The sequence below is a fragment of the Frigoribacterium sp. CFBP 13712 genome, from assembly GCF_014842255.1.
Classification (GTDB): domain Bacteria; phylum Actinomycetota; class Actinomycetes; order Actinomycetales; family Microbacteriaceae; genus Frigoribacterium.
In genome coordinates this window covers 176045-201745 of record NZ_JACYVH010000005.1, presented here as the reverse complement: position 1 = coordinate 201745, position 25701 = coordinate 176045, and the positions used below count along the sequence as shown (strand labels likewise).

At 70.1% G+C, this 25701-nt stretch carries 29 protein-coding genes; 2 read left to right on the top strand and 27 right to left on the bottom strand.

Translation table 11 applies throughout. From position 1 onward, the window contains the following. Positions 1-30: 30 nt before the first annotated feature. From tsaD to glmS, 8 genes are all read right to left on the bottom strand, one after another. Positions 31-1068 (bottom strand): tRNA (adenosine(37)-N6)-threonylcarbamoyltransferase complex transferase subunit TsaD, encoded by a 1038-nt coding sequence (gene tsaD / locus IFT51_RS10675; RefSeq protein WP_192061135.1) that lies wholly within the window; start codon positions 1066-1068, stop codon positions 31-33. A gap of 92 nt (positions 1069-1160) precedes the next feature. Continuing rightward, positions 1161-1691, bottom strand: a complete 531-nt coding sequence (gene rimI / locus IFT51_RS10670) for a ribosomal protein S18-alanine N-acetyltransferase (protein WP_192061056.1) — start codon at positions 1689-1691, stop codon at positions 1161-1163. Further along, on the bottom strand, positions 1688-2368 hold the full coding sequence (tsaB, locus tag IFT51_RS10665) for a tRNA (adenosine(37)-N6)-threonylcarbamoyltransferase complex dimerization subunit type 1 TsaB (RefSeq protein WP_192061055.1): 681 nt from the start codon (positions 2366-2368) through the stop codon (positions 1688-1690). The genes rimI and tsaB overlap by 4 nt, the downstream gene beginning before the upstream one ends. A 61-nt stretch (positions 2369-2429) precedes the next feature. Then, the gene (gene tsaE / locus IFT51_RS10660) at positions 2430-2972 is read right to left on the bottom strand and encodes a tRNA (adenosine(37)-N6)-threonylcarbamoyltransferase complex ATPase subunit type 1 TsaE (RefSeq protein ID WP_197981976.1); all 543 of its coding nucleotides are present in this window, start codon (positions 2970-2972) and stop codon (positions 2430-2432) included. Further along, positions 2969-4102, bottom strand: a complete 1134-nt coding sequence (gene alr / locus IFT51_RS10655) for an alanine racemase (protein ID WP_192061054.1) — start codon at positions 4100-4102, stop codon at positions 2969-2971. The genes tsaE and alr (IFT51_RS10655) overlap by 4 nt, the downstream gene beginning before the upstream one ends. Continuing rightward, positions 4099-5187 carry an alanine racemase gene (gene alr / locus IFT51_RS10650; protein ID WP_192061053.1) on the bottom strand — a complete coding sequence of 363 codons (1089 nt, stop codon included), beginning with the start codon at positions 5185-5187 and terminating at the stop codon, positions 4099-4101. The genes alr (IFT51_RS10655) and alr (IFT51_RS10650) overlap by 4 nt, the downstream gene beginning before the upstream one ends. Then, positions 5184-5654, bottom strand: a complete 471-nt coding sequence (locus tag IFT51_RS10645) for a holo-ACP synthase (protein ID WP_192061052.1) — start codon at positions 5652-5654, stop codon at positions 5184-5186. Before IFT51_RS10645 ends, alr (IFT51_RS10650) begins: the two co-directional genes overlap by 4 nt. Positions 5655-5691: 37 nt before the next feature. Then, positions 5692-7539 (bottom strand): glutamine--fructose-6-phosphate transaminase (isomerizing), encoded by a 1848-nt coding sequence (gene glmS / locus IFT51_RS10640; protein WP_192061051.1) that lies wholly within the window; start codon positions 7537-7539, stop codon positions 5692-5694. 43 nt (positions 7540-7582) lie between these two features. Between glmS and coaA the strand changes: the two genes are divergently transcribed. Continuing rightward, positions 7583-8536 (top strand): type I pantothenate kinase, encoded by a 954-nt coding sequence (gene coaA, locus IFT51_RS10635; RefSeq protein WP_192061050.1) that lies wholly within the window; start codon positions 7583-7585, stop codon positions 8534-8536. Between the two features lie 119 nt (positions 8537-8655). On the opposite strand, the gene IFT51_RS10630 is transcribed toward coaA, so the two are convergent. From IFT51_RS10630 to infA, 12 genes are all read right to left on the bottom strand, one after another. Further along, positions 8656-9693 carry a YdcF family protein gene (locus tag IFT51_RS10630; RefSeq protein WP_192061049.1) on the bottom strand — a complete coding sequence of 346 codons (1038 nt, stop codon included), beginning with the start codon at positions 9691-9693 and terminating at the stop codon, positions 8656-8658. An 84-nt stretch (positions 9694-9777) separates the two neighbouring features. Continuing rightward, complete coding sequence (glmM, locus tag IFT51_RS10625; RefSeq protein WP_192061048.1) at positions 9778-11139, bottom strand: phosphoglucosamine mutase; 1362 nt, start codon at positions 11137-11139, stop codon at positions 9778-9780. 26 nt (positions 11140-11165) lie between these two features. Then, a complete protein-coding gene (rpsI, locus tag IFT51_RS10620) occupies positions 11166-11651 on the bottom strand; it encodes a 30S ribosomal protein S9 (protein WP_192061047.1) in 486 nt (161 codons plus the stop codon). A 32-nt stretch (positions 11652-11683) separates the two neighbouring features. After that, on the bottom strand, positions 11684-12130 hold the full coding sequence (gene rplM / locus IFT51_RS10615) for a 50S ribosomal protein L13 (protein WP_055799954.1): 447 nt from the start codon (positions 12128-12130) through the stop codon (positions 11684-11686). A gap of 173 nt (positions 12131-12303) precedes the next feature. Then, positions 12304-13236 (bottom strand): tRNA pseudouridine synthase A, encoded by a 933-nt coding sequence (locus IFT51_RS10610; RefSeq protein ID WP_320479796.1) that lies wholly within the window; start codon positions 13234-13236, stop codon positions 12304-12306. A 95-nt stretch (positions 13237-13331) separates the two neighbouring features. Beyond that, positions 13332-16037, bottom strand: a complete 2706-nt coding sequence (locus tag IFT51_RS10605; RefSeq protein ID WP_192061046.1) for an ExeM/NucH family extracellular endonuclease — start codon at positions 16035-16037, stop codon at positions 13332-13334. A gap of 190 nt (positions 16038-16227) precedes the next feature. Continuing rightward, the gene (gene rplQ, locus IFT51_RS10600) at positions 16228-16791 is read right to left on the bottom strand and encodes a 50S ribosomal protein L17 (RefSeq protein WP_192061045.1); all 564 of its coding nucleotides are present in this window, start codon (positions 16789-16791) and stop codon (positions 16228-16230) included. A gap of 51 nt (positions 16792-16842) precedes the next feature. Further along, a complete protein-coding gene (locus IFT51_RS10595; protein WP_055799947.1) occupies positions 16843-17835 on the bottom strand; it encodes a DNA-directed RNA polymerase subunit alpha in 993 nt (330 codons plus the stop codon). 188 nt (positions 17836-18023) lie between these two features. Then, positions 18024-18422 (bottom strand): 30S ribosomal protein S11, encoded by a 399-nt coding sequence (gene rpsK, locus IFT51_RS10590; protein ID WP_055799944.1) that lies wholly within the window; start codon positions 18420-18422, stop codon positions 18024-18026. Positions 18423-18467: 45 nt separating this feature from the next. Then, positions 18468-18842, bottom strand: coding sequence for a 30S ribosomal protein S13 (gene rpsM, locus IFT51_RS10585; protein WP_055799939.1), 375 nt, complete (start codon positions 18840-18842; stop codon positions 18468-18470). A gap of 177 nt (positions 18843-19019) precedes the next feature. Then, the gene (rpmJ, locus tag IFT51_RS10580) at positions 19020-19136 is read right to left on the bottom strand and encodes a 50S ribosomal protein L36 (RefSeq protein ID WP_043593327.1); all 117 of its coding nucleotides are present in this window, start codon (positions 19134-19136) and stop codon (positions 19020-19022) included. A gap of 68 nt (positions 19137-19204) precedes the next feature. Continuing rightward, a complete protein-coding gene (gene infA / locus IFT51_RS10575; RefSeq protein ID WP_043593329.1) occupies positions 19205-19426 on the bottom strand; it encodes a translation initiation factor IF-1 in 222 nt (73 codons plus the stop codon). A 179-nt stretch (positions 19427-19605) separates the two neighbouring features. Between infA and IFT51_RS10570 the strand changes: the two genes are divergently transcribed. Continuing rightward, positions 19606-20856 carry an LCP family protein gene (locus IFT51_RS10570; protein WP_192061044.1) on the top strand — a complete coding sequence of 417 codons (1251 nt, stop codon included), beginning with the start codon at positions 19606-19608 and terminating at the stop codon, positions 20854-20856. A gap of 54 nt (positions 20857-20910) precedes the next feature. Here IFT51_RS10570 and map read toward each other — a convergent pair whose 3' ends face one another. The 7 genes from map to rplR form a co-directional block, all read right to left on the bottom strand. Next, entirely contained in the window at positions 20911-21744 is an 834-nt protein-coding gene (gene map, locus IFT51_RS10565) for a type I methionyl aminopeptidase (RefSeq protein WP_371740757.1), read from the bottom strand. Between the two features lie 5 nt (positions 21745-21749). Then, complete coding sequence (locus IFT51_RS10560; RefSeq protein WP_192061043.1) at positions 21750-22373, bottom strand: adenylate kinase; 624 nt, start codon at positions 22371-22373, stop codon at positions 21750-21752. Next, positions 22370-23692: a preprotein translocase subunit SecY gene (gene secY, locus IFT51_RS10555; protein ID WP_192061042.1), complete on the bottom strand. Its 1323-nt coding sequence runs from the start codon at positions 23690-23692 to the stop codon at positions 22370-22372. The genes IFT51_RS10560 and secY overlap by 4 nt, the downstream gene beginning before the upstream one ends. A 68-nt stretch (positions 23693-23760) precedes the next feature. Then, entirely contained in the window at positions 23761-24390 is a 630-nt protein-coding gene (gene rplO / locus IFT51_RS10550; RefSeq protein ID WP_082475306.1) for a 50S ribosomal protein L15, read from the bottom strand. Continuing rightward, entirely contained in the window at positions 24390-24575 is a 186-nt protein-coding gene (rpmD, locus tag IFT51_RS10545; protein ID WP_055799925.1) for a 50S ribosomal protein L30, read from the bottom strand. The genes rplO and rpmD overlap by 1 nt, the downstream gene beginning before the upstream one ends. Continuing rightward, positions 24575-25333 (bottom strand): 30S ribosomal protein S5, encoded by a 759-nt coding sequence (gene rpsE / locus IFT51_RS10540; protein WP_243214132.1) that lies wholly within the window; start codon positions 25331-25333, stop codon positions 24575-24577. The genes rpmD and rpsE overlap by 1 nt, the downstream gene beginning before the upstream one ends. After that, positions 25330-25701: a 50S ribosomal protein L18 gene (gene rplR / locus IFT51_RS10535; protein WP_192061041.1), complete on the bottom strand. Its 372-nt coding sequence runs from the start codon at positions 25699-25701 to the stop codon at positions 25330-25332. The genes rpsE and rplR overlap by 4 nt, the downstream gene beginning before the upstream one ends.

Genomic DNA, 25701 nt, shown 5'->3' with positions numbered 1-25701 from the left:
GAGGGCCCCCACGCCCCACGCCCCGACGGCTCAGACCGCCTGCACCGTCGTCACCGGCAGCGTCGAGTCGGCGCCGAAGTCGAGCGGCGACGGCGCGTGCCCGCGGGCGACGAGTTGCGCACCCAGGGCCGCGATCATCGCCCCGTTGTCGGTGCAGAGCGACAGCGGCGGCACGCGCAGCTCGACGCCCGCCGCCTCGCAGCGCTCGAGGGCGAGCTGCCGCACGCGGGCGTTCGCGACCACTCCCCCGCCGAGCAGCAGGCGAGGCACGCCCAGGTCGGCGCAGGCGGCCAGCGCCTTGGTGAGCAGCACGTCGGCGACGGCCTCGCGGAACGATGCGGCGACGTCGGCGACCGGCACCGCGCCTCCTTCGTCCCGTCGGCGTTCGACCCAGCGGGCCACGGCGGTCTTCAGCCCCGAGAACGAGAAGTCGTATCGATGCTTGACGAGGTCTTTGGGCAGCGTCAGCCCGCGAGGGAACCGGATCGCGGCCGGGTCCCCGTCGGCGGCGACGCGATCGATCTGCGGGCCGCCGGGATAGGGCAGGCCGAGGAGGCGCGCGACCTTGTCGAAGGCCTCACCGGCGGCGTCGTCGATGGTCTCGCCCAGCAGCTCGACGTCGTCGACGAGATCGCGCACGTGCAGCAGCGACGTGTGCCCGCCCGAGACGAGCAGCGCGATGGTCGGCAGCTCGAGCTCGCTGCCGTCGGCCCGCAGCACGTCGGCGCCGACGTGCCCGACCAGGTGGTTCACCGCGTAGAGCGGCTTGCCGGTGGCGAGCGCGAGGGCCTTTGCCGCGCCCACGCCGACCATCAGCGCGCCGGCGAGACCCGGGCCGCTCGTCACCGCGATCGCGTCGAGCTCGTCGAGCGTGACGCCCGCCTCGGCGAGCGCGGCCTCGAGGGCCGGCTGCATCGCGTCGAGGTGCGCCCGCGCGGCCACCTCGGGCACGACCCCGCCGTAGCGCGCGTGCTCGTCCATCGACGACGAGATGACGTTCGCGAGCAGGGTCGTGCCACGGACGATGCCGACGCCGGTCTCGTCGCAGCTCGTCTCGATGCCGAGCACGAGCGGGCCCGTCGGCGAACCGGCGCCGTCCGACGAGGCGGGTGCGTCCGACGAGGCGGCGGAGCGGGGAGCCGAGGAGGCGCGGGTCGGGTTCACGAGGAGGGTCCTGTCTGTGCGGGCGCGTCGTCGGAGGAGGTCGCCATGCTGAGGCGCATCACGATCGCGTCGACCCCGTCGGGCATGTAGTAGCGCGGGCGCACCGCGATCGACTCGAACCCGAGCGAGGCGTAGAGGCGCTGGGCGCCGGGGTTGTCGGCACGGACCTCGAGGAACACCTCTCGGACCCGGCGGCGCCGCGCCTCGTCGATCATCGCGGACATCAGGGTGCGCCCCAGCCCGTGCCGCCGGGCCCCGGGCACGACCGCGATCGTCTGGACGTCGGCGTCGGGTGCGCCCGGCAGCGCCAGGAGCCCCGCGTAACCGACGATGCCGGTGTCGGCGCCGGTCTCATCACCGGTGCCGGTCTCGGCCTCGGCCTCGGCCACCAGGTACCACCCGTCGGGCGAGGCCAGCTCGTGGGCCATGCCCTCGCGCGACCAGGCGTCGGTGACGAAGACCGACGTCTCGATGGCCATGATCCCGTCGAGGTCGTCGATCGTGGCGCGACGTGTGCGGAACGTCATCGACCGACCGGCTTCGGACCCGCCGAGACGGTGACGTCGGGCTCGCGGAGGTAGAGCGGAGCCGGGTCGGCGAACCCGCGGCCGTGCTCGAACATCCGCTCGGCGAGCATCCCGAGGGCCGCCGCCGACACGACGGTGTCGTCGGGATCGGTCCGAGGCGACGCCGAGGAGGCGCCCAGCGCGTCGTCGAGGTCGGCCGGCTTCACGAGCGACGGGCCCTCGACCCGCACCGGCAGCCCCTCGTCGTCGAGCCCGCGGTAGGCCGTCCACGCGACCTCGCGACGACGGGCGTCGGTCACGACCACGAGGGGCGCGTCGACTCGGCCGCTCGGCACGGCGACCGACCCGCTGCCGCCCTCGCCCGCCGTGAGCCGCGCGAAGGCGATGGCGTCGTGGCTCGCGAGCGCCAGGCAGGGGCGCCCGACGCCGAAGGCGAAGACCCGCGCGGCGACGATGCCGACCCGGAGCCCCGTGTACGGGCCCGGCCCGACCCCGGCGACGACGGCACTGAGATCCGCGGGGGCGACACCGGCCCCGGCGAGGGCCGACTCGATCAGGCTGCCGACCACCTCGGCGTGCCGTCGGGTGTCGGACTCGGTGCGCTCCGCGAGCACGCCGCGGTCGCGGTCGACGACGGCGACGGTCGTTCCCGCGGAGGTGTCGATGGCCAGGATCACGGGTCAATCGTAGGCGGTCGACTCGAGACGACCCGCGCCTCCTCGGCCGCCCGCCGCTCGTCTAGAGGTCGGCCCAGCGAGGGCCGTACATCGTGATGGTCACGTGGCGCGGCTCGTCGACGGTGGCGTCGGGGTCGGCGTCTGGGTCGAGATCGAGGGGGTCGCTCGCCGCGCCGGGTTCGCGCGCGGCGTCGGCGCCGGCACCCGTCGGTCGCTCGATGACCACCTCGATCCACGACTCGGCGACCCCGTCGAGCAGACCGGCGCCCCACTCGACCACGACGACCGAGCCCTCGAAGTCGAGGTCGAGGTCGTCCAGCTCGGCCGCGCCGCCCAGCCGGTACGCGTCGACGTGCACCAGCGGGACGCCCGTGGCGCTGGGATGCGTGCGCGCCAGCACGAACGTCGGGCTCGCGATCTGCCCGCGCACCTGCAGCCCCTCGCCGACGCCGCGGGTGAAGGTCGTCTTGCCGGCGCCGAGCGGCCCGGTCAGCACGACCAGATCGCCGGCCCCGAGCAGCCGACCGAGACGACGACCCAGCCCCTCCATCGTCTCGGTGTCGGCGACCGGCCCGTCGTAGAGCGGGAGGTCGTTCGCGGTCATCCCCGACGGCCCAGGTAGACGCGTGGCACACGGGCCCCGATGCGGCACGAGACCTCTTCGGGGATCGTGTCGGTCGCGTCGGCCCATTCGCCGATGGTCAGCTCGCCGCCGTCGCCCGGGCCGAAGAGCAGCACCTCGTCGCCGACCTCGATCGGGTCGTCGCCGACGTCGATCAGGAACTGGTCCATCGCGACCCGACCGACGATCGGGTAGCGGCGCCCGCGCACGGTCACCTCGACGCCGTGCTGCGCGCGACGGCTCACCCCGTCGGCGTAGCCGATCGGCACGAGGGCGAGGGTCGTGTCGCGGTCGGTGCGGTACGTGTAGTCGTACGACACCCCGGTGCCGGCGGGCACGCGCTTCACCCGCACGACGCAGGCGCTGAGTGTCAGCACGGGGCGGAGACCGCGATCGCTCGCGCTGACCCCCTCGGTGACGGGGATCCCGTAGCCGTTCGACCCCATGCGGACCATGTCGAAGCGCCGCTCGGGGTGCTCCATGCCGGCCGAGCTCGACGACATGTGGCGCTTCTCGAAGGTCGCCCCGAGGGCCTCGGCGTCGGCGAGCGCCTTGCGGAACACGACCGAGGCCGCGTGATCGTCGGCCTCGCTCGTCTCGGAGACGTGCGAGAAGGCCCCGCGGAGGCGCACCACGCCCTCGTCGCGGAGGGTCACCGCCCGGGTCACCAGCTCGGCCCAGTCGGCGGGCAGGCAGCCCTCGCGATGCAGACCGGTGTCGATGGTCAGGTGGACGAGAGCCTCGCGGCCGGCGCCGCGCGCGGCCTCGGCGAAGCACTCGAGCTGGTCGAGGGTCGAGACGCCGAGGTCGACGCCGTGCTCGACGGCGCCCGCGTAGTCGTCGTCGGGGCCGAGCTGCCAGGCGAAGAACGACGCCTCGAGGGCGATGCCGGCGCGGCGCAGCCGGAGGGCGGGCTCCAGCTCGACCGTGCCGAACCAGCGGATGCCCGCCGCCACGGCCTCGGGCACCATGACGTCGATGCCGTTCGAATAGGCGTCGGCCTTGACGATGGCCAGCACCTCGACGGGCGCGAGACGCTCGACGAGGGACTCGAGGTTGGCCCGGTAGGCGGCGAGATCCACGGTCGCGCGACGCAGGTAGCCCGTGCTCATACGTACCTCCGGGTCAGGGCGCCCGACAGGCAGGCGACGGTCTCGTAGGTGATCCCCCCGGAGGCGGTGGCCCAGTCGGCCGCGCCCTGGTGCCCGGCCGCGGGGTCGCCGAACAGGACGACGTCGTCGCCGACCTCGACGGGGTCGTCGCCGACGTCGATGACGAGGGCGTTCATGGCGATACGACCACGGACCCGGTAGGTGCGGCTGCCGATCGTCACCGACGCCCGATCGCTCGCGGCCCGATCGACGCCGTCGGAGTAGCCGACCGGCACGACCGCGATCGTCGTGTCGCGCTCGGGCCGGAACACGTAGCCGTACGACACGCCCTCGCCGGCGGGCACGCGCTTGACGGTGGTGACCGGGGCGGACAGGGCGAGGGCGGGGCGGAGCCCCCACTCGGCGGCCGAGCGACCGGCGAAGGGGCTGAGGCCGTAGGCGGCGAGGCCGAAGCGCACGAGCCCGTAGCGGGTGCCCGGGTAGCTGAGACCCGCGGCCGAGGCGGCGAGGTGCAGCAGCCTCGGCTCGACGCCCAGCCCGCCCAGCACCCCCGTGGCGCGGACGAACGCCGCCGCCTGTCGGCCGTCCTCCTCGGGCGAGGCGTTCGAGAGATGACTCATCAGACCCTCGATCGGGAGGCGGTCGGCGAGTTCCGCCGCTCGGCGGAAGAACGCGGGCCACTCGGTCTCGACGGCGCCGTTGCGGCTCAGCCCGGTGTCGACGCAGAGGTGCACGGCGCGGACGCCCGCGGCCGCCGCCGCCTCGAGCTGGGCCAGGTCGGACACCGCGGGCGTCACGTCGTGCGCCGCGGCCGACTCGAACGTCTCGCCCGGCGCGTGCAGCCAGGCGAGGATCGGCGCGGTGATCCCCGCACGGCGCAGCTCGAGGGCCTCCTCGAGGTCGGCGACCCCGAGCCAGTCGACCCCGGCGTCGACGAAGGCCCTCGCCGACTCGACGGCGCCGTGCCCGTAGGCGTTGGCCTTGACGACGACCATGACGGCGTGCGGGGCGACGGCCTCGCGCAGCACCGCCACGTTGTGCCGGAGCGCCGACGTGTCGACGGTGATCTTGACGTCCTGCGTCACGCGCTGACCGCCTCCTCGGGTTCGTCTCGGTTCGGGGTGCCCGGTGCGGGCGAGCGGGCCGGCTCGGCCGGGCCGACCGGTGCTGCGGTCGTCGTGTCGGCGCCCTCGGCGATCACGTAGGCGACGGCGACGCCCCCGTCGTGGCTGAGCGAGAGGTGCAGCCGCGCGATGCCGCGGGCGTCGGCGAGCGCACGCGCCCCGCCCGTCAGCGTCAGCGACGGTGCGCCCTGCTCGTCGGAGACCACGACGATGTCGTGCCATGACACGCCGGTCGACCCGCCGAGCGCCTTGATCAGAGCCTCCTTCGCCGCGAACCGGGCTGCGAGCGACGGCACCTGGCGGGGTGCGCCGTCTCGCAGCACGGTCTCGTGGTCGCCGAAGAGCCGGCCCCGGAGGGCCGGCGTCCGGGCGAGCGAGCGCTCGAAGCGGGTCAGGTCGACGACGTCGACCCCGATCCCGACGATCATGCGGATGCTCGACGTGTCATCGGAGGCGGGCTCGCATCTACTCGACGGTCACGGACTTCGCGAGGTTGCGCGGCTGGTCGACGTCGAGGCCCTTGGCCGCGGCGAGCTCCATCCCGAAGATGTGCAGCGGCACGACGGCGAGCAGCGACTCGAACAGCGGCGCGGCGAGCGGGATGTGCAGCACCTCGTCGGCGAAGGGCAGAACGGCCGCGTCGCCCTCTTCGGCGATGGCGATGACGCGGGCCCCGCGGGCGCGGATCTCCTGGATGTTCGAGACGACCTTGGGGTGCAGGCTGCGGGGGTCGCGCGGGCTCGGCACGATGACGAACACGATCTGCCCGGGCTCGATCAGCGCGATCGGGCCGTGCTTCAGCTCGCCGGCCGCGAAGCCCTCCGCGTGGATGTACGCCAGCTCTTTCAGCTTGAGGGCGCCCTCGAGAGCGATCGGGTACCCGACGTGTCGACCGAGGAACAGCACCGAGCGCGTGTCGGCCATCCAGCCGGCGAGGGTGCGGATGCGCTCCGAGCTCTCGAGCACGCGGGTGATCTTCTCGGGGATGGCCTGCAGGTCGGTGATCTGCTCGGCGATCTGCTCGGCGGTCAGCGTGCCGCGGAGGGTCGCCAGGTGCAGACCGAGGAGGAACAGCGCCGTGCCCTGCGCGACGAAGGCCTTGGTCGACGCCACGGCCACCTCGGGCCCGGCGTGCGTGTAGATCACGGCGTCGGACTCGCGCGGGATGGTCGACCCCTGCGTGTTGCAGATCGACAGCACCTGCGCACCCTGCTCGCGGGCGTACTTGACGGCCATCAGGGTGTCCATCGTCTCGCCCGACTGGCTGATCGACACGACGAGGGTGCGTGCGTCGAGCACCGGGTCGCGGTAGCGGAACTCGTGGGCGAGCTCGACCTCGACGGGGATGCGCGCCCACTGCTCGATGGCGTACTTGCCGAGGATGCCCGCGTAGGCGGCCGTGCCGCACGCGATGACGATGACGCGGTCGACGGTGAGCAGCTGCTCGCGCACGCCGTCGAGGTCGGTGAGCGTGACGGCGCCGTCGACCGCGCGACCCAGCAGCGTGTTGGCGACGGCCTCGGGCTCCTCGCTGATCTCCTTCGCCATGAAGCTCGACCAGCCGCCCTTGTCGGCGGCCGAGGCGTCCCAGTCGACCTCGAACTCGGTGGTCTCGACGGGGCGGCCCTCGAAGTCCACCACCTCGACCGAGTCGGGTCGGATCGAGACGAGCTGGTCCTGGCCGATGGACATGGCACGGCGCGTGTACGCGATGAACGCGGCCACGTCGCTGCCCATGAAGTTCTCGCCGTCGCCGAGACCGACCACGAGCGGGGAGTTTCGACGGGCGCCGACCACGAGACCCGGCTGGTCGGCGTGGACCACCAGCAGCGTGAAGGCGCCGTGCAGGGTGTTGACGACGGTGCGCAGCGCCTCGGCGAGGTCGCCCGACGCGCGGTAGGCGCGGGCGACGAGGTGGGCCGCGACCTCGGAGTCGGTCTCGCTGAGGAACTCGACGCCCTCGGTGAGCAGCTCGGCCTTCAGCTCGGAGAAGTTCTCGATGATGCCGTTGTGGATGAGGGCGAGTCTGCCGTCGTCGGCGAGGTGCGGGTGGGCGTTCTCGTCGGTCGGCCCGCCGTGGGTCGCCCAGCGCGTGTGGCCGATGCCGGTGCGACCGTCGGTGAGGGGCGAGGACTCGAGGTCGTCGACGAGCATCTGCAGCTTGCCGGCCTTCTTGCGGCTGCCGAGCGTGCCGTCGGCGTCGACGACGGCCACCCCGGCGGAGTCGTAGCCCCGGTACTCGAGACGCTTGAGCCCCCCGAGCAGCACCTCGATGCTTCGCTCGCCGCCTACATAACCCACGATTCCGCACATGAGGACGATCCTACGGTGTCGGCCACCGGGTAGCCTCGAACCCATGGCCGACGCGACCCCGACGACGCAGGCGACCGGCCACGCCTCGCCGTTCGTCGAGATCGACCGGGACGCCTGGGCCGAGCTCGCGCCGGCCACGCGCCTCCCTCTCACCGAGACCGAGATCGTGCAGCTGCGGGGCCTCGGCGACCGCCTCGACATGCGCGAGGTCCAAGACGTCTACGTGCCCCTCAGCCGCCTCCTGAACCTCTACGCCGCCGGGGCCCGCAACCTGCACCGGGCGACCAGCGACTTCCTGGGCGAGCGGGCGCAGCGCACGCCGTTCGTCATCGGTGTCGCCGGCTCGGTCGCGGTGGGCAAGTCCACCGTCGCGCGCCTCCTGCGTGAGCTCCTGTCACGGTGGGACGACACGCCGCGCGTCGAGCTGGTCACCACCGACGGGTTCCTCTACCCGAACGCCGAGCTCGAGCGCCGCGGCATCATGCACCGCAAGGGTTTCCCCGAGTCGTACGACCGCCGCCACCTGCTGCGCTTCGTCTCGCAGGTCAAGAGCGGCGCCGAAGAGGTGCGGGCGCCGTTCTACTCGCACACCAGCTACGACATCATGCCGAGCGCCGAGGTGGTCGTGCGCCGGCCCGACATCCTGATCGTCGAGGGGCTGAACGTGCTGCAGCCCCCGCTCGGCGGCCGGCTCGCCCTCAGCGACCTCTTCGACTTCACCGTCTACGTCGACGCCCGCACCGGCGACATCGAGAACTGGTTCGTCGAGCGGTTCCTGGCGCTGCAGAAGAGCGCCTTCACCCAGGAGCGCTCGTACTTCCACCGCTTCGCCGACATGGACGAAGACGAGGCCCGCAGCTTCGCGTCGGGCATCTGGCGCGGGGTGAACGAGCCGAACCTGCTCGAGAACGTGCTGCCGACCCGGTCGCGGGCGACGCTCGTGCTGCGCAAGGCGTCCGACCACAAGGTCAGCTCGGTGCTGCTCCGCAAGATCTGACCCGGGCTGTCCGCCCGAGCCTCCGCGCCGTCCATCACGACACGCCGTCCGCCCGCGACCCCGGCGGCACGTCGTGACTCATCGCGGCGCCGAGGAGAGCGCAGGAGGCGCGGGTCAGTTCACACGGGCAGCAGCGACCACACGGCCGCGAGCGCGACGAGGGCCGCCGCCGCGAGGACGGCTACGGCGTTCAGTCGCCGGTGCTCGACCATGATGGCGATGTACTCGCGGAGGAACGCGCTCGGCACGTAGTAGGCGGCGGTCGGCGACCCGACGACCTGGGCGTCGCTCCCGATGGAGCGAGCCAGCAGCGCCGCACGCAGCACGTGATAGTCGTTCGTCACGACGAGCGTGGCGCCGTCGCGGCCGTCCGCACGCTGCACCTCGCGCGAGAGGAGAAGGTTCTCGCGGGTGCTCGTCGACGCCGTCTCGGGGCGGACGTCGGCCGCGTCGACCCCCTGCCCGAGCAGGTACTCGGCCATGGCCTCGCCCTCGGCGCGGGGCTCGTCGGCTCCCTGCCCGCCCGAGGGGATGAGCACGGGGCGGGGCCCGTCTACGGCGACAGCGCGGTAGACGGCGAGCGCCTTGTCGAGTCTGCTGCGGAGGAGGGGCGGCACCTCGCCTCGGATCAGGCCCGAGCCGAGCACCACGATCGCCCGGGGCGTCTTCGTGTGCCGGTAGCGGCTGTAGACGAGCGAGTAGAGACCGAAGGCGGCGAAGGTCGCGGCCGCGTAGAAGCAGCCGAACGCGACGAGCAGACCGATCGCGACGAGCAGCACGTCGACGACCGAGGGCAGGTCGAACTGACTCGGCAGCGTCACGAGGGCCACCGCGACGAGGGGCAGCACGAGGATGGCCACGCCGGCGACGAGCGACAGCAGATTGCCGAGGCTGCGACCCTCCGATCGGAGCATCGTCACGCCGTTGCCGATCAGGGCGACGGCGAGCACGCCGACGAGCACGACGGCGAGCAGGGCCCCCAGCGTGACGAGCGACTGCTGCGCCGGCCCCGACCCGTCCAGCTCGACGAGCCCGGCGAGGAGCAGGCAGCCGAGGGCCGCCACGAGGAACACGCCGTTCCGCAGGCGACGGGCGTCGCGTCGGCGGCTGACGACGTAGAGCACCGCGAAGACGAATGCCGGCACGAGGAGGATCATCTGCTCATGATGCCGGACTCTCCGAGCGGACCCGGCACCGCGCCTCCTGAGGAGGCGCCGGCAGGCAGGCGGGGCCGCGCCGGGTCAGAGGGCCAGGCGCTCGCGCACGACGTCGGCCAGCGCGTGGGCGACGCGGTCGGCGGTGGACTGGTCCGCCGCCTCAACCATCACCCGGATGACGGGCTCGGTGCCCGACGGACGCAGCAGCACCCGACCGGTGTCGCCGAGCTCGTCCGAGAACGCCGCGACGGCCTCGGCCACCCCGGCGTCGGCGGCGAGGCGAGTGCGGTCGACGCCCGAGACGTTGATCAGGATCTGCGGGAAGACGGTCATGACGGTGGCGAGCTCGGCGAGGCTCTTGCCGGTCGCGGCCATACGCGCCACCAGCGACAGGCCGGTGAGGATGCCGTCGCCCGTCGTCGCGTGGTCGCCGAAGACGATGTGACCGGACTGCTCGCCGCCGAGGTTGAAGCCGTGCTCGGCCATGTCCTCGAGCACGTAACGGTCGCCCACGCGGGTCTGACGCACGGTGATGCCGTGCTCGGCCATGGCCCGGGTGAGGCCGAGGTTGCTCATGACGGTCGCGACGAGGGTGTCGGACGCGAGCGCACCGCGCTCCTTCTGAGCCACGGCGATGATCGCCATGATCTGGTCGCCGTCGACCACGGCGCCGGTCGCGTCGACCGCGAGGCACCGGTCGGCGTCGCCGTCATGGGCGATGCCGACGTCGGCGCCGTGCTCGAGCACGGCCCGGGCGAGGTTGTCGAGGTGCGTCGACCCCACGCCGTCGTTGATGTTGAGGCCGTCGGGGTCGGCGCCGATGAGCGTCACCTTCGCGCCGGCGTCGGTGAACACCTCGGGCGAGACCGCCGACGCGGCACCGTGAGCGCAGTCGAGGACGACGTGGATGCCGTCGAGACGGTTCGGCAGAGCGCCGAGGAGGTGGAGGACATAGCGGTCTTCAGCATCGGCGAACCGGCGGATGCGACCGACATCGCGGCCGATGGGCATCAGCTGGGGATCGTCCATCGCGGCCTGGATGCGATCTTCGACCTCGTCGGGCAGCTTCGTGCCGCCGAAGGCGAAGAACTTGATGCCGTTGTCGGGGGCCGGGTTGTGCGAGGCGCTGATCATGACGCCGAAGTCGGCGCCGATGTCGTCCACGAGGAACGCCGCCGCTGGGGTCGGGATGACCCCGGCGTCGAGCACGTCGACACCGGAGCTGGCCAGACCCGCCGACACGGCGGCGGTCAGGAACTCCCCCGAGATGCGGGGGTCGCGTGCGACGACGGCGACGGGTCGCAGCCCTTCGGCACGACGGGCATCGGCGTGATGCCCCTTCGTGAGCACCACCGCGCTCGCCTGGGCGAGGCCCAGGGCGAGCACGGCGGTCAGCTCACGGTTGGCGAGGCCCCGCACACCGTCGGTACCGAAGAGACGCGACATAGCGAGACCTGCTTTCGGGTGCGCTCTTAGCGCTTCGAGAACTGCGAGGCCTTGCGGGCCTTCTTGAGACCCGCCTTCTTGCGCTCGATGACGCGGGCGTCACGAGTCAGGAAGCCGGCCTTCTTCAGCGTCGCGCGGTTGTTCTCGCGGTCGATCTCGTTGAGCGAACGGGCGATGGCGAGACGCAGCGCGCCGGCCTGACCCGAGGGGCCGCCACCGGTCACCTTGACGGTGACGTCGTAGGCGCCGAGCAGATCGAGGACCTTGAACGGGTCGTTGATCAGCTGCTGGTGCAGCTTGTTCGGGAAGTACTCTTCGAGCGTGCGGCCGTTCACCACGAAGGTGCCCGAACCCGGGACGAGGCGAGCGCGGGCGATCGCCTCCTTGCGGCGGCCGACGGCCGAACCGGAGACGTTCAGGACGGCGCGGGGCGTCGCCTCGGCCTCGGTGGACGTGCTCTCGGTGGTGAAGCTCTGGGGAGCCTGGTCGATGGAATCTGCGATCTGAGCCACTGTGTGGGAGTCCTTAAGTCTGAAGGCGGACGCTACTGAGCGACCTGGTCGAGGGTGTAAACCGTGGGCTGCTGAGCAGCGTGGGGGTGCTCGGCACCCGCGTACACCTTCAGCTTCTTGATCTGGGCGCGGCCCAGCGAGTTCTTCGGCAGCATGCCGCGGATGGCCTTCTCGACCGCACGCGTGGGGTGCTTCTCCACCATCTCGGAGTACGTGGTGGCCGTGAGGCCGCCCGGGTAGCCCGAGTGACGGTAGTAGAGCTTCTCGGCCAGCTTGGAGCCGGTGAGGGCCACCTTGTCGGCGTTGATGACGATGACGAAGTCGCCCATGTCCATGTGGGGGGCGAAGGTCGGCTTGTGCTTGCCGCGCAGCAGTGCTGCCACGTGGCTGGCCAGACGGCCGAGCACGACGTCGTTGGCGTCGATGATCAGCCAGTTCGGCTGAACGTCAGCCGGCTTGGGGGAGAAAGTGCGCGTCACAGTAGTGCTGCTTTCTTGTCGAGGTGAGAGGTTCGTGAATCCCGCTCCGGCGCCGTTCTCGAGGCAGATGCGACGAGAACGAATCAGGTGGAGGGCTCAACTTCGGGCGAAGGCGCGCAGTTGCGCAGACACCAAGGGGCAACGATACCCGACACCCCCAGGGGCGTCAAACGTCACTCGTCGACCTGAGCGGCCGACCGCTTCACCTGCGTCAGCTCGGTGCGCGCCGCGACCTCGTCGTCGGGCGGGTACCCGACCTCGACCATCGTGAGGCCGTGCGCGGGCACGACTCTGAACTCGCCGTTCCGCTCGGCCTCGCGGCGGATCCCCACGGCCCGGTGCTGGGGCAGCACCCCCTCGCCCACCGCGACGCAGGCACCGACGAGATTCCGCACGAGGTTGTGGCAGAAGGCGTCCGCCTGCACCGTCGCGACGAGCACGCCGTCGGCCTCGCGCCTCCATCGGAACTCCTGCAGTTCGCGGATGCTCGTCGCGTACTCGCGGTACCGGCAGTACGCGGCCCAGTCGTGCAGACCCAGCAGCCCGGCGGCCGTGGCGTTCATCAGGTCGAGGTCGAGCCGCTGGTCGTACCAGAGCGTGTGACCGCGCCGCGCGGGGTCGCGCTCGGCACCGCGATCGGCGATGCGGTACTCGTACCGTCGCCAGAGCGCCCCGAAGCGGGCATGGAACCCGGGAGGCGCGAGCCGGCCTCCCGAGACGACGATCTCGTCGGACGCGCCGGCCAGCCCGTTGAGCCGCCGGGCGAGCACCGTCGGGGCGTCGAGCGGGGTCCTGTCGACCATGCCCCGGTGAGGGCGCTGCAGCTGCGCGATCTGGGCGTCGGTGAGATCCAGGTGAACCACCTGACCACGGGCATGCACCCCCGCGTCGGTCCGCCCCGCCACCGTCACGGTGGGGACGTCGCCGAGCCGGCGGAAGAGGGTGACCAGGGCCTGCTCGATCTCGCCCTGCACGGTGCGACGGCCGGGCTGCTCGCTCCACCCCGAGAAGTTCGTGCCGTCGTATGCGACGTTCAGCCGGATGCGCGTCAGGTTCGGCCGGTCGAGGGCCGCGTCGTCCGGGGTCGGCTCGTCGGTCGTCGTCACCCTGGGATTCTACGAGAGACGACGACAGGGCCCCGCGTCCACGACGCGGGGCCCAGCCGTCTCATCGGCGGGTCGGGGTCATCCGACCCGGCGGGTCACCGCCAGCGCCAGCCGAACAGCTGCTTGAACCAGTCGATGACCGCGGTGACGATGGCCGTGACGATCTGGCCCAGGGTGGGTGCGCCTCCCCCGTGACCGGGCTCATCGGGCTGACCCGGGTCGCCCGGCTGCTCGGGCTCGCCCGGGTCGACGTCGCCGACGAGCTCGAGTCCGACGACGACCGGGTCGTGGTCGCTCGACCGGTACGGGCCGTCCGCGTAGAGCGGGGCCGCGTTGTAGTCGTACCGGCTGTACTCGAGCCCGACGGACTCGCCCGCGTTGATGTTCCAGATGTCGACGCCCGTGACGGCCTCGGCCGCGGCCGGGCTGGCGAGCACGTGGTCGAGCGATCCGCTCAGGCCGCCGAACACGTAGCTGTACTCGTCGGTCTCGGTCGAGCCCAGGTCGGTGTAGCCGGCGTCGCGCAGCACCTCGATCGGGTCCTCCTGCGAGTAGGCGTTGAAGTCGCCGACCAGGAACGCCTTGTCGGTCCCGGCGTCGGACTGGACCCGCGTCGAGAAGTCGGCCAGCGCCTCCGCCTGGTTGACGCGCGAGGCGTTCGAGGCGCCCTGCCCGTCACCGAGGTCGGCGTCGACCCCCGACCCGCTGCCCTTCGACTTGAAGTGGTTCGCGATGACGACGAAGTCGGCGTCTGCGGGGGCGCCGACGGGCGCGAAGGTCTGCGCCAGCGGCTGACGGGCGTTGCTGAACGCCGGGGCGTCCGTCAGGATGCGCGACTCGCCGACGGTCTCCGCGGTGGCCTTCTTGTAGATGAAGGCCAGGCGGATGACGTCCTCGTTGGCGGGGACGGTCGCGGGGGACGGCACGAACGCCCACTCGTCGGCACCCAGGTCGGCGTTCAGCGCGTCGACCAGGGTCGAGAGCGCCGCGTCGCGGTCCTGTCCGAAGCGGGCCGAGTTCTCGATCTCCTCGAGCGACACGACGTCGGCGTCGAGGCCGTTGATGGCGGCCACGATCTTCGCCTGCTGACGCTCGAAGCTCGCCTGGTTCGCGGCGCCTCGCGCGTCGCAGCCGCCCTGGACGGTCACCGGGTTGCCGAAGCGGTCGGTGTAGTACGTGCAGCCGCTCAGCTGGTCGCCCGTCGTGGGGAAGTAGTTCAGCACGTTGAAGCCGGCGAGGCGCAGGTCTCCCCCGACGTCGCGGGGCGCCGCCTCACGGATGTCCTCGAACGAGACGGGCAGGTCGGCCGTGTCGGTGTCGCCGGTGATCCGCTCGGTGGGCTGCAGCTTCCAGCTGGAGTTGCGGAAGTCGAGCACGAGCGGCTCGTCGAAGGTCACGGCCGCGCCCACGGTGACGGGGGCCTCGGTCGAGAGGTACGGCACAGGGATCCCCTGGTTCGAGGCCGTGAAGAAGTTCACCGACGAGCCGTCGTCGAGCACGAGCTTCCGGGCGGCGTTGTCGGCGACCGTCGCCGTGTACTCGGCACTGCCCGGGCGGGCGACCTCGGTCGGCTGGATGAGCGGCTTCGTGCCGGAGGCCAGCACGACCTCCCCGTACTGGTTCGTCGTGTAGACGTCACTGACGGTGAAGTCGCCCTGCGGCGCGATGAGCATGCTCTCGAGCTCCTCGCGCTCGGCGTCGGTCTCGGGGAACCCGACCGTCGCGGGCACCGGCGCCGTCACGGACGCGGCGTCGAGCACGGCGAGGTCTGCGGCGGTGGCGACGGTCAGCTGGGTCAGACCGAAGTACTCGCTCGCCGTGCCGGTGGTCTCGACGTAGTCGCCGATGGACACCGAGGAGGCGGTGGCCGAGGAGTAGACGAAGACCGCGTCCGACGCGACGTGCGTCGCGGAGTCGAGCGCGCCTCCGGTGCCCGGAGTCTGGATGACGTAGCCGTTCAGACCGCCGGTCGGGTACGCCGCGGTCACGACGCCGCGGGTGGTCACGCGCTGCCCGGCGAACGGACTCGTATCGGTCGTCCCCTGCAGCTCGGCGATCGTGACGTCGACCGCGGGAGTCGGCTCGGTCGGCAGCTCGGGCTCGTCGGGGTCGGTCGGCACGTCGCCGCCGCCGGCCGAGTTCCGAGGCGTGACGTCGGCGGTGACGCTGAAGTCGGCGGCGTTCACGTCGGTGTCGACATGGTCGGTGCGCGTCAGCGAGTTGGGGACGGCGTTGCCGCCGGAGGTCGCCGCGACCGTGGTCTCGTAGGTGTTCGAGGTGCCGTAGCCGAGCAGGTCGACGACTCCGTCGACACCCACCGAGGAGGCGCCGGTCGGCAGGGTCACGGCCGTCGCCTGGTCCGACAGCACGATGGTGCCTGTCGAGCCGCTCGGGTTCAGACCCAGCGTGGCGTCGGGCGTCGGCAGGGCCTCACCCGTGGTGCCGTTGCTGCCGAGCTGGACGAGGAAGCTGCCGCCTGCGGGGACGGTGCCGGCGAGGGCGCCGACACCCGAGACCGCGCTGGCCGTGGCCGCACGGTACTGCAGTGACCAGCCCGCCAGAGTCACCGCGCTGGTCGTGGGGTTGTAGAGCTCCACGAACTTGTTCGTGAAGGGTGCGTTGGCGCTGCCGCCCTTCAGGTAGGCCTCGTCGATGACCAGGCCGCCGGCCACGGCGGTGGCGGTCGACGTCGCGGGCGCAGCGGTCGCCGCGGTGAAGGGGACGAGGGGTGTGACGAGGAGAGCGAACCCGGTCGCGACGGCGATGTGCTTCCGGGTCAGAGGGCGGGGGCGAACGGACATGTGATCCTTCGTCGGAGAGGCAGGGATGAATCGACCCTACGTTTCTTGGCTCCTTCACAGGTTTCTGTCACATGTCGCCGAGATGAACACCCCCCGAGAGGGGTACACCGCAGCCCCCCATGCGGTGGACCGGAGACGCCGAAGGGCCCCGCAGCACGGATGCTGCGGGGCCCTTCGAAGCGGAACGGGACTACTTCGTGTCGTCCGACTTCGCGGCGTCGTCCGACTTCTCGGCGGCGTCGGTCTCGACCTCGTCGGCGGCAGCCGTCTCGGTCTCGGTCTCGACGGGTGCCGACTCCTCGACGGTCTCGGTCTCCTCGACCGGGGCCTCTTCGGCGGGCGCGGCGGCCGCGGGGGCCGACGTGCTGCTCGACGACTTCACCTTGGGGGTGACGGGCTCGAGCACGAGCTCGATCGACACCATCGAGGCGTTGTCGCCCTTGCGGAAGCCGAGCTTCGTGATGCGGGTGTAGCCGCCCTCACGGTTCTCGACGAGCGGCGCGATCTCGGTGAAGAGCATGTGCGCGGCGTCCTTGTTGTTGCGCAGCGTCTGCATCGCACGACGACGCGACGCGAGGTCGCCCCGCTTCGCGAAGGTGACGAGGCGCTCGGCGACGGGGCGGAGGCGCTTGGCCTTCGTCTCGGTCGTCTTGATGCTCTTGTGCTCGAAGAGCGACGCGGCGAGGTTCGCGAGCATCAGACGCTCGTGAGCCGGGCCGCCTCCGAGGCGGGGACCCTTGGTGGGCTTGGGCATGATCGTTGTTTCCTAGCTGTCGAAGATGATCAGGGCGTCGGGAGACGAGACCTAGTTGGTCTCTTCCTCGTCGTAGCCGCTGTAGAAGTGGGCTCCGTCGAACCCGGGGACCGTGTCCTTGAGCGAGAGGCCGAGCTCCACGAGCTTGTCCTTCACCTCGTCGACCGACTTCTGACCGAAGTTGCGGATGTTCATGAGCTGCGTCTCCGAGAGGGCGACGAGCTCGGACACCGTGTTGATGCCCTCGCGCTTCAGGCAGTTGTAGCTGCGGACCGAGAGATCGAGGTCTTCGATCGGAGTCTGCAGCTCGCTCGAGAGGACGGCGTCGACCGGCGCGGGGCCGATCTCGATGCCCTCGGCAGCGGTGTTGAGCTCGCGGGCCAGGCCGAAGAGCTCGGTCAGCGTGCGACCGGCCGACGCGATGGCGTCGCGCGGCGAGATCGCCGGCTTCGTCTCGACGTCGACGACCAGGCGGTCGAAGTCGGTGCGCTCACCGGCACGAGTCGCCTCGACGCGGTAGGTCACCTTGAGAACGGGCGAGTAGATCGAGTCGATGGGGATCTGACCCGCTTCGCTGAACTCGCTGCGGTTCTGGACGGCGGAGACGTAGCCGCGGCCACGCTCGATGGTCAGCTCGAGTTCGAACTTGGCCTTGTCGTTCAGGGTCGCGATGACCAGCTCGGGGTTGTGGATCTCGACACCGGCGGGAGCCGAGATGTCGGCGGCCGTGACCTGACCGGCACCCTGCTTGCGCAGGTACGCCGTGATGGGCTCGTCGTGCTCGCTCGAGACGACGAGCTGCTTGATGTTGAGGATGACCTCGGTGACGTCTTCTTTCACACCGGGGACGGTGGTGAACTCGTGCAGCACACCGTCGATGCGGATGCTGGTGACAGCGGCTCCGGGGATCGACGACAGAAGAGTGCGGCGCAGCGAGTTGCCGAGGGTGTAGCCGAAACCGGGCTCGAGGGGTTCGATCACGAAGCGTGAACGGAACTCCGAGATGTTCTCCTCGGTGAGGGTGGGGCGCTGTGCAATGAGCACTGTGGATTCCTTTCGGCGAAGAGTCCGCTATATGACTCTTGGCGGTACGACAGGTGGCGGGCCGGTCGGGTCTGTTGAGTTGTGATGCCCCTGCCGGTGGTGCAGGAGGCGGTGCGAACGCGGTGTAGCCCGCCGCGCCTCCTCGACCCTGATACCGGGTGAGGGAGGCGCGACGGGCGGTAACTCAGTTAGACGCGACGACGCTTCGGCGGGCGGCAGCCGTTGTGCGCCTGCGGGGTGACGTCGTTGATCGAACCCACCTCGAGGCCTGCGGCCTGGAGCGAGCGGATCGCCGTCTCGCGACCGGAACCCGGACCCTTGACGAACACGTCGACCTTCTTGACGCCGTGCTCCTGCGCCTGTCGTGCAGCCGACTCGGCCGCGAGCTGCGCGGCGAAGGGCGTCGACTTGCGCGAGCCCTTGAAGCCGACGGCGCCGGACGAAGCCCAGCTCAGCACGGCACCCGAGGGGTCGGTGATCGAAACAATGGTGTTGTTGAACGTGCTCTTGATGTGGGCCTGACCCACAGCGACGTTCTTCTTCTCTTTGCGGCGGGGCTTACGCGCGGCCGACTTCGGTGCTGCCAATTTTTTCTCCTACAACCTAAGGGCGAGTACGGCGGGAGCCGGGGCCTATCGAGCCTTCTTCTTGCCGGCGACGGTGCGCTTCGGGCCCTTGCGGGTACGAGCGTTCGTCTTGGTGCGCTGTCCACGGACAGGCAGACCGCGGCGGTGGCGGATGCCTTCGTAGCTGCCGATCTCGACCTTGCGGCGGATGTCGGCGGCGACCTCGCGACGGAGGTCACCCTCTACCTTGAAGTTGCCCTCGATGTGGTCGCGGAGAAGGACGAGCTGGTCGTCCGTCAGGTCCTTGACGCGGATGTTGCCGTCGATCTCGGTGTCAGCGAGAGTCTGGAGCGCACGGGTGCGGCCGACTCCGTAGATGTAGGTCAGTGCGACTTCCACGCGCTTGTCGCGCGGGATGTCAACGCCTGCTAGACGTGCCATGGTGGCTTCTCCTCAGAGAGTGGTGGAGGTCTGTCACAGCACCGGTGCCCGGGCCTCCGCCCCGGGGTGTCCCCGCGACCGCCGGAGCGTTCGTGGTTCTGGTGCTGCTTTGTCGATGTTGCTGTGGGCCGGCTCACCGGCCCGGCATCTTCAGACCGCGCGGACGCGGCCTGAGAGCTAGCCCTGACGCTGCTTGTGGCGCGGGTTGCTCTTGCAGATGACCATGACGTTGCCCTTGCGGCGGATCACCTTGCAGTGCTCGCAGATGGGCTTGACGCTGGGGTTGACCTTCATTGCTGATTCCTTGATCTCGCTGGCTTCGTGCCCCGCGGGTGCGCGGGGCCGTTCCTTTCCAGCACGCCCTACTTGTAGCGGTAGACGATCCGGCCGCGGGTCAAGTCGTAGGGCGAGAGTTCGACGATCACGCGGTCTTCGGGGAGGATGCGGATGTAGTGCTGACGCATCTTGCCGGAGATGTGGGCGAGAACTCGGTGGCCGTTCGTCAACTCAACGCGGAACATCGCGTTGGGAAGAGCCTCGATCACTGCGCCTTCGATTTCGATGACACCGTCTTTTTTGGCCATAGCCTCACTGTCGCTCAGGTTCGGGGGTGTTGGTCGTGCGGGGATGCGGTGCCCTCTGTCAGATGAAGCCGACACAAGACACCAAGGGTCGATCTTATGTGATGCCGCTATAGTTCAGCAACCTGCGTTGTCGATGCGACACGCCGGATCGTCGAGACATGCCGAGACAGGGAGCCCGAATGCCCGGACGAACCACTCCGACGAGCCCCCGCGGCATCGCCCGTCACGGGCGGCTGCGACGTCGAGGTCCGGTCCGCCCTCTGCTCGCCCTCGTGGCGGGTGGGCTCGCCGTCGTGCTCGTCAGCGGCGCATCGGTGGCGGCCATCGCCGTCCGTTCGGCCACCTCCGAGGTGTCGACGGTCGTGCTGGGTAACGAGGACACCGTCCAGGACGTCCGGATCTCCGAGATCACCGGCGGGGCGAACATCCTCCTCGTCGGCACGGACGTCCGAGCCGCCGACAGTCAGATCGACGCCGGCACGACGGACGGCGCTCGCAACGACGTGACGATCCTCGTGCACCTCTCGGAGGACCACTCCCAGATGAGCGCCGTGAGCTTCCCCCGCGACATGATCGTCTCCGTCCCCGACTGCACGGGACCCGACGGCACGTACTACCCGGCCGAGAGCCGCGTCCAGTTCAACACCACCCTCGATCGCGGTGGGCTCTCCTGCACGGTGTCCACGGTCGAGTCCATCACCGGGCTCGCGATCCCCTACGCCTCGGCGATCACCTTCGACGGCGTCATCGAGATGTCCAACGCCCTGGGCGGGGTCGACGTCTGCGTCGCCCAGCAGATCACGGACACGGACAGCGGCCTGGACCTCTCCCCCGGGACGCACTCCCTGCAGGGCGTCGACGCTCTGGCGTTCCTGCGCACCCGTCACGGCGTCGGCGACGGGAGCGACCTCGCGCGGATCAGCTCCCAGCAGGTCTTCCTGTCGGCCATGATGCGGCAGATCCTCTCCGTCGGCACGCTGTCCAACCCGGCGACGCTCTACAAGCTCGCCTCCGCGGCGCTCAGCAACATGGAGCTCTCGTCGACGCTGAACTCCCCCGACACGCTCGTGCAGCTGGCCTACGCCGCACGGGATCTCTCGCCGGCCGAGATCGTCTTCGTCCAGTACCCCGTCGTCGACGACCCCTACGACTCGAACCGGGTCGTGGCGTCCGAAGCCGATGCGGCGACGTTGAACGCGGCGCTGGCGGCCGACACCAAGTTCACGGTCGGCGACGAGAGCAACGGTCGCGCATCCGTCGCTCAGGATCCCAGCGCGGCGCCTTCCGCGCCCGCCAGCCCGTCGACTCCTGCGGCCGACGCGGAGGCCGCGCCCACGGCACCTGCCACCGAGGCGCCCGTCTCGACGCTGCCCTCGACCATCTCCGGGCAGACCGCAGCGGAAGAGACCTGCAGCGTCGGCAACGGGTGATCCCACCGGACGGAGTGCTGGCTCCACCACGTCGGACGCCGCGCTCGAGTCGCCTCAGGCGATCGGGACCGGCCTGATGCCCAGCGGGGCGAGACCGGCTGCGCCGCCGTCGGCGGCGGTCAGCACCCAGATGCCGTCATCGTGGACGGCGATCGAGTGCTCCCAGTGCGCCGCGTCGGACGCATCGACGGTCGAGACCGTCCACTCGTCGGCACCCGTGACGGTGTCGATCGTGCCGGAGGTGATCATGGGCTCGATGGCCACGACGAGGCCGGGCTTGACCGAGGGGCTGCGCCCCGAGACCCGGTAGTTGAAGACGGGCGGGTCTTCGTGCATGGAGCGGCCGATGCCATGACCCGTGTAGTCCTCGATGATGCCGAACCGGCCCTGGCTCTCGACGTGGTCTTCGATGGCGCCACCGACCTCGTCCAGCCTGCGCGCCGTCGCGAGTGCCGCGATGCCGTGCCACAGAGCCTGCTCGGTGACGTCGTTGAGCCGTCGGCGCGAGGCGACGACGTCGGGACGCGAGGGATCGTCGATGACGAAGGTGCGGGCACTGTCGCCGTTCCAGCCGACGACCTCGGCGCCGCTGTCGATGGAGACCATGTCACCCGCGCGGAGCACACGATCACCCGGCATGCCGTGGACGACCTCGTCGTTGACCGACGCGCAGATGGTGTGGCGGTATCCGGGCACCAGCATGAAGTTGGGCACGCCGCCCCCGGCTCGGATGACGGCCTCGGCTATGGCGTCGAGCTCTCGGGTCGTGACACCCGGTCGGATGGCCGCGGCTACCGCGTCGAGCGATTCGGCCGTCAGGAGACCGGGACGGACCATGGAGCGCATCTCGTCCCGGCTCTTGTAGATGCCGGGTCTCCGCAGACCCACGCGGGTCAGGAGGCCGCAGCGGTGGAGCGGAAGCCGCGCTCGGTCAGCGCCGAGTCGATGCGTGCCGCCACCTCGGCGATGCTGCCCAGACCGTCGACCTCGACGAGCAGACCGCGTTCGCGGTACGTCTCGACCAGCGGCGCCGTCTCACGCAGGTACACGTCTTGACGGTGACGGATCGCCTCTTCGGTGTCGTCTTCACGACCCTGCTCGAGTGCGCGCTTGCGGAGACGCTCGACGATCTCGTCGCGATCGGCGACGAGCTGCACGACGCCGGTGAGCGACTCGCCCCGCTCGGCGAGGTGGGCGTCGAGGAAGTCGACCTGAGCCATCGTGCGCGGGTAGCCGTCGAGCAGGAACCCCTCTGCGGCGTCGCTCTGCTCGAGTCGATCCGAGATGAGCTCGTTGGTCAGGCTGTCGGGGACGTAGTCACCGGCCGCCAGGATGGCCTTGACCTTGAGCCCCAGCTCGGTCTCGTTCTTGACGTTGGCACGGAAGATGTCACCAGTCGACACGGCGGGTATGCCGTACGCCTCGGCGATGGCCGACGCCTGAGTGCCCTTGCCGGCCCCGGGGGGACCCACGATGAGGAGGCGCGGACTGATGTGTCCTTCGACACCGATGCTCATCGGAGGAGCCCTTCGTAGTGACGCTGCTGGAGTTGCGAGTCGATCTGCTTCACCGTCTCGAGACCGACACCCACGATGATCAGGATGCTCGCGCCTCCGAAGGGGAAGTTCTGGTTCGCGCCCACGGTCGCCAGCGCGATCAGCGGGATGAGGGCGATGATGCCGAGGTAGAGCGCACCGGGGAGCGTGACCCGCGTCAGGACGTAGTCGAGGTACTCGGCGGTGGGGCGACCGGCGCGGATGCCCGGGATGAACCCGCCGTACTTCTTCATGTTGTCGGCGACCTCTTCGGGGTTGAAGGTGATCGCGACGTAGAAGTACGTGAACCCGACGATGAGCGCGAAGTACACGAGCATGTAGAGGGGGTTGTCGCCGGACGTCAGGTTGGCCTGGACCCAGCTGACCCATGCGGGCGGAGCCGTGCCGTCGGCGGGCTGGTTGAACTGCGCGACGAGGGCGGGCAGGTAGAGGAGCGACGAGGCGAAGATGACGGGCACGACACCGGCCATGTTCACCTTGATCGGGATGTAGGTATTGTTGCCGCCGTACGTCCGTCTGCCGACCATCCGCTTCGCGTACTGGACCGGGATACGGCGTTGGGACTGTTCGACGAAGACCACGGCGGCCATGATGACCAGGCCGACCGCGATGACCATGAGGAAGATCTCGAAGCCGCGGGCCTGGGCGATGCTCCAGAGAGCCGTGGGGAACCGGGCGGCGATCGACGTGAAGATGAGGAGCGACATGCCGTTGCCGATGCCACGCTCGGTGATGAGCTCGCCCATCCACATGATGAGGCCGGTACCGGCGGTCATGGTGATCACCATGAGCATGACGGCGTACCAGGCGTCGTTCGTGATGAGCTGGCTGCATTCGGCTGCGCCGGATCCGCTGAACAGGGCGCCGGAACGGGCCACGGTGATCAGGGTCGTCGACTGCAGGATGCCGAGGGCGATCGTGAGGTAACGGGTGTACTGGGTCAGCTTCGCCTGGCCCGACTGGCCCTCTTTGTAGAGGGTGTCGAAGTGCGGGATGACGACCCGGAGCAGCTGCACGATGATCGACGACGTGATGTACGGCATGATGCCGAGCGCGAAGACCGAGAGCTGGAGGAGGGCGCCACCGCTGAAGAGGTTGACGAGCTCGTAGAGACCCGATGTGCCGGTGTTGCCGGCGAGACAGAGCTGCACGTTCTGGTAGTCGACGAACGGTGCGGGGATGAACGAACCCAACCGGAAGAGCGCGATGATGCCGAGCGTGAACCCGATCTTGCGACGCAGGTCGGGGGTGCGCATGATTCGCGCGACAGCTCTGAACACGTGGTGCCTCCCGGTACGAGGATAGACGACTGATGGGGGTGGCCCTCTCGGGCCACCCCCTCAGGTGATTACTTGGTGACGGACCCGCCGGCGGCGACGATCTTGTCTTCGGCGGAGCCGGAGACCTTGTCGACCGCGACGGTCAGCTTGACGCTGAGGTCGCCCTGTCCGAGGACCTTGACCTTCTCGTTCTTGCGGACTGCACCCTTGGCGACGAGGTCGCTCACGGTGACGTCGCCACCCTGGGGGTAGAGCTCGCCGAGCTTCTCGAGGTTCACGACCTGGTACTCGACGCGGAACGGGTTCTTGAACCCGCGCAGCTTCGGAGTACGCATGTGGAGCGGCATCTGCCCACCCTCGAAGCCGACCTTGACCTGGTACCGGGCCTTCTGGCCCTTGGTTCCACGCCCAGCGGTCTTACCCTTCGAACCTTCACCGCGTCCCACGCGGGTCTTCGCCTTCTTGGCACCGGGAGCCGGACGAAGGTGGTGCACCTTGAGCACCTGGGGACGGGCGACGTCGTCGGACGACTTCGCGGCGGGAGCGGCCTTGGTGGTCGAACCCGTCGAAGCGGCGGCCTTGTCGGCAGCCGGCTTCTTGGCGGCTGCCTTGGGGGCAGCCTTCGTGGTCGTCGCCTTGGTGGCGGCGGCCTTCTTCGGAGCGGCCTTCTCAGCCGTCTCCTTCTTCTCGTCAGCCATTAGTCAATCTCCTCGACCTTCACGAGGTGGGCGACCGTGTTGACGTAGCCGCGGTTCTGCTTGTTGTCTTCGCGCACGACCGACTGGCCGATGCGCTTGAGGCCCAAGCTCCGCAGCGTGTCACGCTGGTTCTGCTTCTCGCTGATTACGGACTTGATCTGGGTCACCTTGAGGTTGGCGGCCATCATGCACCTGCCTTCGCGGTTGCTGCGTCACGCGCCGCCTGCTCTGCACGGACCATGAAGGCCGGCATGACGGCGTCGATGTCGAGCCCACGACGGGCGGCGACGGCACGCGGCTCTTCGAGCTGCTTGAGCGCCTCGACGGTCGCGTGAACGATGTTGATCGTGTTGGACGAACCGAGCGACTTGCTCAGCACGTCGTGGACACCGGCGCACTCGAGCACGGCGCGGACGGGACCACCGGCGATGACACCGGTACCGGCAGAAGCCGGACGCAGCATGACGACGCCGGCAGCGGCCTCACCCTGCACGGGGTGCGGGATCGTGTTGCCGATGCGGGGGACGCGGAAGAAGTTCTTCTTCGCCTCTTCGACGCCCTTGCTGATGGCCGTGGGGACCTCGCGGGCCTTGCCGTAGCCGACGCCGACGAGTCCGTTGCCGTCTCCGACCACGACGAGCGCGGTGAAGCTGAAGCGACGACCGCCCTTGACGACCTTGGACACGCGGTTGATGGTGACGACGCGCTCCAGGAACTGGCTCTTGTCGTCGCGGTCACCGCGGCCTCGGCCACCGGCGTTGCGATCTCCGCGTCCCTGACCCCCGCGGCGGTCGGTACGACCACCCTCGCGGTTGTTGGACTCGGAGCCTGCAGCCGTCTCGACGGGACGCTCGACGACGGCCTCGGCCGGAGCCTTGGTCGCCTCGGTCGTCGCAGTCGCCTCGGGCTCGGCGGGGGGTGTGGTGTTCGTAGCGTCGCTCACAGGTTCAAACCAGCCTCTCGGGCGCCTTCGGCGATGGCCGCGACGCGTCCGGCGTACTTGTTGCCGCCGCGATCGAACACGACGGCCTCGATGCCCGCTGCCTTGGCGCGCTCGGCGACGAGCTCGCCGACCTTGCGGGACTTAGCGGTCTTGTCACCGTCGAACGACCGCAGGTCGGCCTCGAGGGTCGATGCGCTGGCGACGGTGAAGCCCTTGCTGTCGTCGACGACCTGCACGAACACGTGCCGGGCCGAACGGGTGACGACGAGACGGGGGCGCTCTTCGGTGCCCACGACCTTCTTGCGCAGGCGGGTGTGACGGCGCTTGGTGGCGGCCGACTTGCTCTTTCCTCGTGTACCGAGACCCAT

Excerpts from the sequence above, each read along its gene's own strand:
- infA (WP_043593329.1), bottom strand. The coding sequence starts at position 19,426 with ATGGCCAAAAAAGACGGTGTCATCGAAATCGAAGGCGCAGTGATCGAG.
- IFT51_RS10630 (WP_192061049.1), bottom strand. The coding sequence starts at position 9,693 with ATGATCCTCCTCGTGCCGGCATTCGTCTTCGCGGTGCTCTACGTCGTC.
- alr (WP_192061054.1), bottom strand. The coding sequence starts at position 4,102 with ATGAGCACGGGCTACCTGCGTCGCGCGACCGTGGATCTCGCCGCCTAC.
- tsaE (WP_197981976.1), bottom strand. The coding sequence starts at position 2,972 with ATGACCGCGAACGACCTCCCGCTCTACGACGGGCCGGTCGCCGACACC.
- rimI (WP_192061056.1), bottom strand. The coding sequence starts at position 1,691 with ATGACGTTCCGCACACGTCGCGCCACGATCGACGACCTCGACGGGATC.
- rpmJ (WP_043593327.1), bottom strand. The coding sequence starts at position 19,136 with ATGAAGGTCAACCCCAGCGTCAAGCCCATCTGCGAGCACTGCAAGGTG.
- rpsM (WP_055799939.1), bottom strand. The coding sequence starts at position 18,842 with ATGGCACGTCTAGCAGGCGTTGACATCCCGCGCGACAAGCGCGTGGAA.
- rpmD (WP_055799925.1), bottom strand. The coding sequence starts at position 24,575 with ATGGCCGCCAACCTCAAGGTGACCCAGATCAAGTCCGTAATCAGCGAG.
- IFT51_RS10560 (WP_192061043.1), bottom strand. The coding sequence starts at position 22,373 with ATGAGCATCGGTGTCGAAGGACACATCAGTCCGCGCCTCCTCATCGTG.
- IFT51_RS10605 (WP_192061046.1), bottom strand. The coding sequence starts at position 16,037 with ATGTCCGTTCGCCCCCGCCCTCTGACCCGGAAGCACATCGCCGTCGCG.
- rplQ (WP_192061045.1), bottom strand. The coding sequence starts at position 16,791 with ATGCCCAAGCCCACCAAGGGTCCCCGCCTCGGAGGCGGCCCGGCTCAC.
- rplR (WP_192061041.1), bottom strand. The coding sequence starts at position 25,701 with ATGGGTCTCGGTACACGAGGAAAGAGCAAGTCGGCCGCCACCAAGCGC.
- IFT51_RS10570 (WP_192061044.1), top strand. The coding sequence starts at position 19,606 with ATGCCCGGACGAACCACTCCGACGAGCCCCCGCGGCATCGCCCGTCAC.
- rplO (WP_082475306.1), bottom strand. The coding sequence starts at position 24,390 with ATGGCTGACGAGAAGAAGGAGACGGCTGAGAAGGCCGCTCCGAAGAAG.
- glmS (WP_192061051.1), bottom strand. The coding sequence starts at position 7,539 with ATGTGCGGAATCGTGGGTTATGTAGGCGGCGAGCGAAGCATCGAGGTG.
- IFT51_RS10645 (WP_192061052.1), bottom strand. The coding sequence starts at position 5,654 with ATGATCGTCGGGATCGGGGTCGACGTCGTCGACCTGACCCGCTTCGAG.
- coaA (WP_192061050.1), top strand. The coding sequence starts at position 7,583 with ATGGCCGACGCGACCCCGACGACGCAGGCGACCGGCCACGCCTCGCCG.
- glmM (WP_192061048.1), bottom strand. The coding sequence starts at position 11,139 with ATGTCGCGTCTCTTCGGTACCGACGGTGTGCGGGGCCTCGCCAACCGT.